Genomic DNA, 3,122 nt, shown 5'->3' on the forward strand with positions numbered 1-3,122 from the left:
GACCGTGGCGATCTTCTTGGAATTGATCTCGTAGTTGGTGATCTCTTCCCTGCGGTCGTTCTGCGAGGAGGATTGCGGACCATCGGTGGCGGTTGCCTGGGTCTCGGGCAGGTTCTGCTCGACGCTGGCCGGAGTGGAAGCCTGCTTCTGGTTGTTGTTCTCGTTGGCCCGCACCGACTGCACCGAGCGTTCGACGCGGGAATTCGGATCGAAGATGGTCTCTTCCGTCTGGCGGGTGTCGGTGTTGACCTCGGCCTTGACGCTTGCGCGGAAATTGTCGGGGCCGAGATAGGCCGTCAGCGCACGGCGGATGTTGTCTCCGATCTGCGCCTCGACGGTCTGCTCGACGCCGAGCGTGCGGGCGGCGCTGGTGTTGGAAGGATCGTCGCCCGCGGCCAGCAGATTGCCGCTGGAATCGAGAACAGTCACCTTGTCTGCCGACAGGCCGGGAACGGCGGCGGCGACGAGATGGCGGATCGACATGGCGCTCTTCTCGGCGTCGATGCCGGCGTAGCGGATGACCACGGAGGCCGAGGGCTGCTGCTCGTCGCGGCGGAAATTGGCCCGTTCGGACATGACGATGTGGACCCGCGCAGCCTTGATGCCCGATATGGACTGGATGGTGCGGGCGATCTCGCCTTCCAGCGCCCGCACGCGGGTGATCTGCTGCATGAAGGAGGTGAGGCCGAGCGAGCCGACATTGTCGAACAATTCGTAGCCGGCATTGGCGCTGGTCGGCAGGCCCTTTTCGGCAAGCAGCATGCGGGCCTGAGCGGTGGTGCCGGCCGGCACCAGAACCGAGGTTCCATCGGCGCCGACATCGAAGCCGATGCCGGCTTCGCCCAGCACCAGGCCGATCTGGTTCACGTCGGCGCGGTCTAGTCCCACATAGAGCGTGTCATAGGCGGGGCGGTTGAGATAGACCGAGGCGATGCCGATGACGCCCATCACCAGAACGGCGATGCCCGCCAGCATGGCGAGGCGCTTCACGCCAAACCCGCGGAGATTCGAGATGATGCTCTGGATCTGTTCCGGCACGGTTCAACGACTCCCAGCATGATTGTCCGCCGGAACTCTAGTCTTCGAAGCTTGTGCGAAAATGAAATCGGGCCGCGCTGGCGGCGCGGCCCGATTATCTGATGGAAAGGACGGCGCCGGTGGCGCCCGTGATCAGCTCTTGAACAGAGACAGGATCGACTGCGAGGCGCTGTTGGCGATCGACAGCGCTTGAACGCCGAGCTGCTGCTGAACCTGCAGTGCCTGGAGCCGGGTCGATTCCTTGTTCATGTCGGCATCGACAAGCTGGCCGACGCCGCGGTCGATGGAGTCCATCAAACTCTGGGTGAAGGTCTTCTGCAGGTCAATGCTGCTCTTGGCGGAACCGAGGATGGTGGCGGAGTCGGTCAGCTGGGCCATGACGTTATCGATCCTGTTCACCATCTGCGTGATGATGTCGTCGGTAATGCCTGGTGCCGTGATATCGAGGTTGTAGGCGGAGATATTGTCGACCTTGGCGACCGCTCCCGCCGCCGTCTGGCCGGCGGTGTTCGCGGCGATGTCCGTTCCTCCGCCCGCGATCACGCCCGCATAGGCGTTGTCGTACAGGGTCTGGGCGGCGCCCGTGGAATAGATGGACGTCTGGCGATCGAGGGTTCCGTAATTCTTGACCTCGGCGGCGAGGCCGTAGTCGAAAAGCTTGGTGCTCTCGACATCGATATCGATCGTCCCGATCGAGATGGCGCCGGATGAGGAACGATTGAATGAGGACACGATCTGGGAGTCGGGCTGGACGCCGTCATTGGCGGCCGCAACCTGCTTTGAGGTCACCGCTAGGAAGTTCGAGCCTGAAAAGGTGGCCGCATCGGCGAACGACTTCATCTGCGCCTGAAGCGCTTTGATCTCGGTCTGCGTCTTTGCCTTGGCTGCGTCCGTCTGGCCGACGGTCGAAAGCAGCTTGGTCTTGATCTGGCCGATCGTTGTCAGCACATTGTTCATGCCGGTGTAGGCGGTGTCGACTTTCGAGGCGCCGAGGCCGAGTGCATCCTGCACCGTCGACAGGGCCTGGTTGTCGGAGCGCATCGTGGTGGCGATCGACCAGTAGGCCGCGTTGTCCGAAGCTTGCGAGACACGGTAGCCCGTCGATATGCGGGCCTGTGTCTGCTCGAGTGACTTGTTGGTGGCGCTGAGGCTTTGAAGCGCGGTTAACGCCGCGGCGTTGGTCATGATACTCGCCAAGAAAGTCGCTCCTTCTCAAAGGCCGGCATGCTCAGACATGCCGGATAGCCTGCTTCAACCGTGGTATCGTGCCAGTAGGGCCGATTCGCCAACCGTTGTAAGCTATTGGTTAACCATAATTAGCGGGACATGGTTAACAGCCTGTTAAACGCGGCCTTTCGAGAGTTAACGACAGAGCGTTGCGCGCGGTCCGAGCAAACGAAATCGGGCCGCGCTTTTGGCGCGGCCCGATTTTAGTGCAAGTTGGCGGATGCGATTAGCCGCGGAAGAGCGACAGGATCGACTGCGACGAACCGTTGGCGATCGACAGCGCCTGGATGCCGAGCTGCTGCTGGACCTGCAGGGCCTGGAGGCGGGTCGATTCCTTGTTCATGTCGGCATCGACGAGCTGGCCGACACCGCGATCGATGGAGTCCATCAGGTTCGAGGTGAAGGTCTTCTGCAGGTCGATACTGCTCTTGGCGGCGCCGAGCGTGGTGGCGGCGTTGGTCATGGCCTTGAGCGCGGCATCGACGACGTTCATCTGCTGCGCGATCTGGCTATCGCTGGCGGCCGTGCCACCCGAGAAGATAGTCAGCGAGGCAACCGAATAGGTGTCGGTAACCGCTGCGGCAGCGCCCAACGTCGGTGCCGAGGCCGTGGCAACAGCAGCGCCCGTGGTGCCGAGGCGGGCCGTGTCGAGAATACCCTTGGCGGTTGGTGCCGCGCCGGCATCGTACAGCTTGATGCTTTCCACATTGACATCGATCGTCGAGATCGAAGCCGCGCCGGTCGCGTCGCGGTTGAAGGCCGAAACAATCTTCACGTCGGCCGCGGTGCCTGTCGCAGTGGACACCGAAAGCATGTTGGTGCCGGAGAAGGTGGCGCCATCGGCGTAGGCCTTCAAC

At 62.4% G+C, this 3,122-nt stretch carries 3 protein-coding genes; all 3 read right to left on the bottom strand.

All coding sequences use genetic code 11. The features are described 5' to 3' along the window. Positions 1-1,038 (bottom strand): flagellar basal-body MS-ring/collar protein FliF (gene fliF, locus EN906_RS28610; RefSeq protein ID WP_127375545.1); only part of this gene is annotated, 1,038 nt, incomplete at its 3' end. A 132-nt stretch (positions 1,039-1,170) separates the two neighbouring features. Further along, positions 1,171-2,235 carry a flagellin gene (locus EN906_RS28615; RefSeq protein WP_127270046.1) on the bottom strand — a complete coding sequence of 355 codons (1,065 nt, stop codon included), beginning with the start codon at positions 2,233-2,235 and terminating at the stop codon, positions 1,171-1,173. 256 nt (positions 2,236-2,491) lie between these two features. Further along, the coding region (locus EN906_RS28620) for a flagellin (RefSeq protein WP_281060466.1) at positions 2,492-3,122 on the bottom strand (631 nt) is incomplete at its 5' end.

Origin of the sequence: Mesorhizobium sp. M7A.F.Ca.CA.004.06.1.1 (genome assembly GCF_003999135.1) — a bacterium.
In the GTDB taxonomy this organism is placed as follows: Bacteria; Pseudomonadota; Alphaproteobacteria; order Rhizobiales; family Rhizobiaceae; genus Mesorhizobium.